At 37.9% G+C, this 8,224-nt stretch carries 4 protein-coding genes; all 4 read right to left on the reverse strand.

Annotated elements, in window-relative coordinates; translation table 11 throughout:
- Positions 1-152: 152 nt before the first annotated feature.
- The 4 genes from AX660_RS20200 to AX660_RS20215 all read right to left on the reverse strand — a co-directional run bounded on the left by AX660_RS20200 (position 153) and on the right by AX660_RS20215 (position 7,870).
- Positions 153-3,194 carry a PKD domain-containing protein gene (locus AX660_RS20200; RefSeq protein WP_068381299.1) on the reverse strand — a complete coding sequence of 1,014 codons (3,042 nt, stop codon included), beginning with the start codon at positions 3,192-3,194 and terminating at the stop codon, positions 153-155.
- 166 nt (positions 3,195-3,360) lie between these two features.
- A complete protein-coding gene (locus tag AX660_RS20205) occupies positions 3,361-3,912 on the reverse strand; it encodes a hypothetical protein (RefSeq protein ID WP_068381301.1) in 552 nt (183 codons plus the stop codon).
- A gap of 157 nt (positions 3,913-4,069) precedes the next feature.
- Positions 4,070-6,577, reverse strand: a complete 2,508-nt coding sequence (locus tag AX660_RS20210; protein ID WP_068381303.1) for a PKD domain-containing protein — start codon at positions 6,575-6,577, stop codon at positions 4,070-4,072.
- A gap of 165 nt (positions 6,578-6,742) precedes the next feature.
- Complete coding sequence (locus AX660_RS20215) at positions 6,743-7,870, reverse strand: LuxR C-terminal-related transcriptional regulator (protein WP_068381305.1); 1,128 nt, start codon at positions 7,868-7,870, stop codon at positions 6,743-6,745.
- Between the last annotated feature and the right edge of the window lie 354 nt (positions 7,871-8,224).

The following is an 8,224-nucleotide window of genomic DNA, read 5'->3' on the forward strand; positions in this document are numbered from 1 at the left end:
AGCCATTTAGTTAAATCAAGTAGATGGTGGATACTTCTCATTCAGATTAGGTGGATTCGTCAGCTAATATATTGCCCACTTAAAACAATGCCAGCCTTAACAATTGGCGGGCATTGCTTTAAGTTTGAGTAGATTACGTTTCGCTACCTACTTTAATTAGCAGGTACGCCAACGATTGATACATCCCAAGTACGGCGACAGGTTACACTTCTGCTATCTCTATCCCACGATGTGGTATTGGTATCTATGACTTGTCCTTCAAAGACCAAACTTTCATCAGTACTTTTTTCTGGCTGATAACTAATTTCCATATCCCAAGTCCCCTGCGAATAATATCCACCACCCTCTGCTCTTTTGGGGTCGAAAACACTGAGGGAGATAGATTGTGTTTCTGGATTATAAGTTGCCGGGAATTCGTATGTAACATCCTCGAGCGCATTTTCATTGAAAGCAGACTTCATAAGCAAAGTATTGTTCACAAAATCAAATTCCCAACGCTCACTATAGTATTCAATAAATCCTACAGTGAACTCGTCAATTTTACAGGTCATCTCCCGATAAAACTCCCCTTCGCCAATTGAAATATTGGCGTCGTTTTGCACTGATTTTACTGTATTTGCATACTCTACGTTCATTACAGAGGGAAATGAATTTTGGAACACCATTGTAGACGTTCTGCGAGTAATCTCTACGCCTTGCTCTTGGCCAGAAAACAAAATGGTGTATTCATGGTGCGTTGCATTTTCGGTATTTACGATGGCCTGCATCGGGTCATCTGGTAGCGCTTCAATGGTTAAATCTTCGGGAAATATTTGCCAAATAACCGAACCCTTATCAAATTCTTTTTCGGCTTTGTTTGTGGCAGTGGCAACAACATGAAATTGATCTACTTTGTTTTCATTACCTTTTGCTAGTGTAATATCTGATAGTGCGAACCAATATTTAGGGTCGTCAGTATAAGATGAGCAAAGATTACTCTTAACATCCAAATCCGCGGTTTTGGAATGGATAAACGGTTTTTCCCAGCCAAGATTACATTCGGGAAAATACGATAAATCTAATTTACTTAGCTGGGTCTGTTGTAACGCATCGTCACCTCGCAAATAGGCCAATGAATCAGCGAATTCAGCGTCTACTTCGAGTTTAATATGTGGCTCTAAAGACAAGTATAAACCAGGAACTTTGTATAAAGTCAGTTCAATTTTTGGATCTAACGTCAACTCGGCTTCGGCTTTTGCGAAAGCCTCTATTTTGGGAATAGAATCGTTAGAAAAACTCTGGTAATTATCTGAAACACTTGTCCACTTATCTTCATTTTGATTGTATCGAGTACCCGCCTGAATTTTAATTGTTTTGCTTGCAGTAAATTCCACATCTAAGCCGGTCGTAATAAGGGCGCTAAGTTCAATTGATGGAGCAAGAGTTAACTCTAGGTAAACAGGCACGGGCCCTAATAAAAAATAAATGGGCCGTGTGATTTCAAACAGCATAACTTTGCATTTACCAGATAAAGCGGAAGTAGAGAATTTACCCTTATTTTCTGCCTCATATTCGATGTTCAAATCAAATAAAACATGGGAATCATCCAGACCATGGATAAATGACCAATCAAAGTTGAGGTCGAGCTTCGGGTCGATAGCTATTTTTTTGAGAGTAATGACCATTTCAGATGCCACCCCTTCCGTGTTTCCATATATATTGTCTTTTATAGTGATCGTTTTATTTAAGAGGTCGATTTCGTATTCCATGTCTGGATTATCTTCGCACTTGAATGATGCTTTCTTGCTTGCTTGAGATTGGTTTAAAAAAGTGACTGCACTGCTGCCCGATTTACGCATTGGACTAACCGCTAATTTCCGTGATTTGGAAAAGTTAAGTAAAGGTTGATTTTGTGATGTGTTAGCAAAAATATCGTCGCCTAGGGTTGGAAACTCTACCTTTAAGGCTATTTGTCCTATATCTAGCACTTCTTCCAACATAGCGTCTGACGTTAAAACTTCATACATACTTCCTAAGTCAGTAACTTGTTCAACACGTTTCAAGTAGCCTGCTGCGTTACTGTCCTCAACATAAATAATACTATTCAGAGCTGGCAGAATTACGTCGCTATTTTTATTAAACGTTAATGTATTTTGGTTGAACGAGACGGCTCCAAGCTTGAGTTCGTCGGCGGTTTTGAAGTCTATATCGTCATTCAAAACGATGGCAGTTTGTAGTGTTTGCATGGAATATTCTGCACTGCTACTGCTGTTATTGGCGCTATCAATAGCGACCAGTTTGAAATAGTATTCGGTGTCAGCATTGAGCCCTATTGCTTTGTATTCTAAAAGGTTAGCACCTTCGACAAGTAAAGTTGCATCTGATGGGGTAAACCCAACTTCCGTTGACGAATGTAGTTGATAGACGATACCTGACTGCAAGGTTTTGTTGTCGCTAACCTCATTCCAAGACAAAGAAATGGCATCAATGTTAGCGGCGTACAATAATGCAATACTTGGGGTGTTAGGGGGGATTGTATCAATCGCCATAACAAAAATAGATACCGTTGCAGTACTACTTGCTCCATCGTCATCTGTTGCGGTAACTTGAAATATTAGCGTTTCATCTGTATTCACATCTGGGGCAACAAAACTGAAATTTAAAGATGATGGATTATCCATTTGAACATTGGTACCAGAAATTTGCATCCAATTGACACTGCTAATGGTGCCATCCAGATCAACTGCCGAACCAGCAATATTTACTGTGGTAAGTGCATTTACCGTTTGATCATTGCCTGCGCTGACTGTTGGTAACTCGTTAACTCGCTTGACAATTATACTGACAGAATCATTTGCGTTAGCGCCATCATTGTCAGTAACTGTGAGCTTAAACGTTAATGTTTCATCAACATTAATATCAGGTGCTGTAAAGCTAGCGCTTGCTGTTGTGTTGTTACTAAGGGTAACGGTAGTACCCCCTGTTTGTGTCCAGCTGTAACTTGAGATTGAACCATCAGAGTCAGCGGCGGTTCCACTTAACGTCACATTAGTTTGTTCGTCGACAGTTTGTTCATTACCAGCATTGACTGTTGGTATCTTGTTAGCAGGTGGATTTGAGCCACCCGAGTTACCACCAGAATCTGAACCGCCACCACATGCACCTAACAGGATGATGAATAACAGCACAATAATTTGATTAGCGTATCGTTTCATATTTTCAACTCTTTTTTATTCTAAAAGTCAGTTTAAACTTTTTAGTTTATAGACCGCCGCTCTATCGTTAAATTATTCGGTATAATTTGCGATAAAGTTATTCCGCAATTTTTATTTACACCTTTACCGTCAATCAATTAACAAAATAATTTTATTAAAATTAGTATTATTCAATCATTCTAAACGGATACTTTTGCATATCGTTAGAAACTACAAAATCAAGGTCATAACTGTTAGTTTTAGGATAACGAACTTTAAACCGCTGAGGGCCATAAAGCTCGCCAAGTGAATACAAGCTGTTATTCTGAGGGTATTCATCTAAAGTTTTACCGGCACCGTCTAAAACCCTAATGAGACTTAAACTAATGCCAATGTCTGTAACTTTGAAATAGCTATTTTGATAAATAAAGCGTTGTCCATAATCTGAACCGGGGAATTCTATTTGAACAACAATCTCGCTGTCACTTATATATTTCCAACTGCCCCGATTGAGGACAGGATTGCCCGCTGAATTACCTCTCATGTCAAACCATGATAAAACAGCGACTTGATCGTTGGGATAAAAAATATATTCCTGATGATTAAGTTCTTTTATTTGATTAGAAATTCGATATGATTTTTCAGACAAGACAATTTTTTTTATTGTATCAGGTGATTTTTCTGCAAAAATTTGCATAGAAAATACTAATAAAATTAAAGCAAGTAAGACTGTTTTCATTGTTTATCTATTCCTTATATTTTAAAAAAATCATGAACTATACGTGACAAAATAAGCCTTTCAAATTACCAAACCTCATGTAAACAGCGCTTTCGAAAACGAGTCGGGAGGACTTTCAAGGCCCCTCCCGTTAAACACCTAAGTTATTGATTAAGCATCATTCTTGTTTAGTATAAATTCCCGAACCTGTTTTAAATTTATTTGCTTCCATTAGATCTATAAAACTCTCGCCCCATTCAAATGAATCAAAGTCATAGGTTCTATGATTTATAAGTCTTGCTTCTGCAGTGTAATATGTACCGCCTTTCAAGGTGATATTTGTCAGCATAGGTAAGCCTAGTATGTTGGGCATATTATTGATTTTTGATAAGTCACTGCCGAGGGATTTATAGACACAAGGTCCCAAATCGCTCAGGCATTCAACAGTCCGTCCATCGTCTCGACTCCAAATCCCTTTCAACGTTGGAACATAGCAAATAGTACCCAATGAACATTGAACACCAACCGGACACTGAGATATATATCCAAAATTACAAGACGCTAATTCTGCAGAGGCATATTTATCACTTACGATACTCCCTACTGAATTAGATGGACTCTGAGGGGCTATTGTTGTTTGAGTAACAAAAGGCGTAAATGTTTGAGAAAAATCAGGGTATAAAATATGCCTTCCACTATTTAAATCAATACTTTTTTCAGTTGTTCCTGTTTCAAATAAATTTAAAACAATATTATTAGTAATATCAACTAAATACATATTTCCAGAAGCAGTATTCAAAAATCGGTACGTTCCCGGTACTTCTACGTTAAATCCTACGGAAATATCTTTATTTGTATTGTCCCATATTTGTTCTATTGAAAAAGAATCATCCTCGTTAATTCTAACGTACTCGCTGGCTAGGTCTCCTGGTGTAACTATATTGAGCCCATCTAACACAGAGCCAGGCTCATTATTAGTGTATGATATAAACGAATTTTCACTTGTTAGCGCTATTGTATTATCAGGCCAAAGCCAATTTATAAACTCAGATGTATCTAGTTCAAATTTCATCCATCTGGATTGCCCATATAACATGTCACCTTCTGAAACTAAATTTACAAATGAGGGTAGTCCAATTGTTGAAGGCATATTAATTAGGCCAAAACGATTCAGGCTCGCATTTAAATAAATACACTCTCCTTGGTCTAATTTACAATGAATAACTCTTTTTGTTGAGTTTAAACTTAGCCAATAGCCGTCTAGATATTTCGGGTCGAATAACTTTTCTGTTAACGGTACTGCTGATACTTGTTTCAAATTTCCCCAAACATCATCTTGCGAGCAATCATTATAGCCACCAGTTTCATTTAATAAATCACCATTACTGTCACCACAAGTAGAGATTAATATAGAAGATGAGACTTCATATATTAAATCCGCCCATTTTCGATTCTCAACTAAATTAGGGTCATAATTGGGCTGCTTATCTATTTCAAAAATATGTAATCCACCGAAGTCATCAATAAGCCAGCGTGCATTATTAGAAATAGTATCTTCCCCTTTGACTTGTCTTAGCAAAGTACCATTTTGACAAAACGTAGCATTAACTTCACTTTCTACATAGCCATCTTCGTCATCCCAGAAAGATGTCCAAGTGCCTACCAAAATATTTGTATTTCGCCACAGACCTTTAAGATTAACTGTATCTGCTTTACTTACTTCTGGACATGAAATCCAATCCTTAGCTTTAACAGAGATAGTAACAGAACCTTCTGAGTCATTACCCTTGTTGTCTGAGGCCTTCAATTTAAACGATAAATTGGATTCAACGTTGGGTGCAGTAAAAGAGGTAATCATTGCGTTGGGGTTTTCTATCTCAACTGTTTCGCCCGAAGTTTGAGTCCATAAAAAACTTGTATCGCTGTCATTTATCTCTACACCGGTAGTATCGACTTCATTTACTGATAATATGACTTTAGAATTATTGTAAATCGTTTTATTTACCGTATTTGCAACAAGCGTAAGAATGTTGATATCCACATGATCAGAAGTTGATGCACCATCATTATCTGAAACGGTTAGTTGGAAAGTTAGCGTTTCATTGGAGTTAATTTCTGGGGCGGTAAATCCTGCAGTAGCCGTATTAGCATTGTTGAGTGTAACTGTTGTACCCGCTGTTTGTGTCCAGCTGTAACTTGCAACTGAACCATCAGAGTCAGCGGCGGATCCAGTTAAGGTCACACTAGTTTGTTCATCAACAGTTTGATCATTACCTGCGTTGACTGTTGGTAACTCGTTAACTCGCTTGACAATTATGCTGATAGAATCATTTGCCTTAGCGCCACCATTGTCTGTAACTGTGAGTTTAAACGTTAACGTTTCATCAGCATTAATATCTGGGGCGGTAAAGCTAGCGCTTGCTGTTGTGTTGTTACCAAGGGTAACTGTTGTACCCCCTGTTTGTGTCCAGCTGTAACTTGAAATTGTCCCATCAGAGTCAGCAGCGGTTCCACTTAACGTCACATTAGTTTGTTCGTCGACAGTTTGATCATTACCTGCGCTAACTGTTGGTATCTTATTAGCTGGTGGATTTGAGCCTCCAGAGTTCCCACTGGAATCTGAACCGCCCCCACCACATGAGGTTAAAAATAAACAGGTAAAAATGAGGAAACTCAATTTTGACATAAGGTGGGCGCTTTTTCTGATTTTTTATTAAGGCGACTCCTATCAAGAATCATTCCACACAAATAAAATATAATAAATTCAATCACCTAATCTATTATAAAAAGACGAAGCTCTTTAATTTGTAAAACAAACCGCCTCACCTAAATAGGTGAGATGCTCAGTAAATTAAGAACGAAATAGACCTAAGTTAGCCATTAATTCAGCTTGTGAGTGAATGCCCATCTTTTTGTAAATCGCTTTTAAGTGGGTGGCGAGTGTGTTGTACGTAACCCCCATTTCTATAGTGAGTTGTTGCAACTTTTTCTTGCGGTTAATCGCCTGAATTAGCAGTAATTCTTTAGGGGTTAAACCATATTGTTTTATCAATGTCGGCCAGCGCACTGCGTTTTGTTTGGTTAAAGTGACTAAGCAACAGGGCTGATCAATATCCATAAACTCTGAACCTCGAGTCAGTGGAGCTATGCTCACTAATAGAGTTTCACCATCCGAGCGCTCAAGTAAAATAGATTCTTGTTCACCAAATGCGTGTGGTTGATTTAAGCATTGTATCAAACATTGTTTTAGTCGCATTTGATATGCAGAGGGAGCCAACGTTAAATGTTGATCAATAACTTTAATATCTTCATGCTCTTCCAGTTCTTGATTAGCAAATAAATTGGCAAGTAGAATTCGCCCGCTCTCATCGCAAACCAAAAGGCCTTTATCAGATTGGTCAAGTATGCTCTTACTAATAGACGAATATCGCTTGTATAGAGTCAAGTCTTTGTAAATTTGTGTGGCTCGGCTGAGATGTGGGGTGAGTAATTGAATTAACTCAAAATCGTTTGAATCGTAAGCCGCATCATCAGGGCCTCTATTGATTGAATAGATGGACTCATATACTCCATCTCTTACCAAGCAGCCTCCTAATGCATAGTGAGACTTCATAGGTAACATAATGCGTTGATAGAAATCTGACTCAATCAGGGAGTTTGCATCCAAATGTTCATTAATATAAATCGCTTCGCCTTCTGATAAATGACCAGTAATTTGGAGATAGGGATCATCAAGGGTGCTGGATAAATATTCTTGCAAAATCATAGGGTCGTAATCAAAGTTTGTTGTAACCTCAAAGCCGATAGGACGAGGTTGGTCTAACTTTTGTAGAAAAAAAATGGCTTTGTTTGAGTGGGTGATATGTCGAAGACGCTCCATGACATTAGCCCATTGACCGTCTAAGCCTGCTTGGTATATTTGGCCTATTAGCTCGGAAATAACGGCTAAAGAATATTCCGAATTGCAGTATTTTTCCATATATCTCATATAGATAGATTAAATTGCCTTATTGTGACTATATCTTTCATAGACAAATAGTCAATTTCTAATTTCTATCGTGGTTAAGCGAGGAAAATCATAACAATTAGACGGAAGACATAACCCTTTTGAATAACTACCGCATTATTCTAACGTCCTTTATAGAGACAATTTCTGAAACTTATCACTCACCCTAAACTTGTGGTTCTGCAATTAGAGAGCGTGCACTTAACGCCAAATGATAATCAACAAATAATCTTTTTTAGGCCTAGGCAGCAATAGTTCATAGGCGGGTGAACTATACCTTTAAATATTAAATATAGAGCCAGCCAATAATTTTTTAACCCAGCATAG

The organism is Paraglaciecola hydrolytica (assembly GCF_001565895.1).
Classification (GTDB): Bacteria; Pseudomonadota; Gammaproteobacteria; order Enterobacterales; family Alteromonadaceae; genus Paraglaciecola; species Paraglaciecola hydrolytica.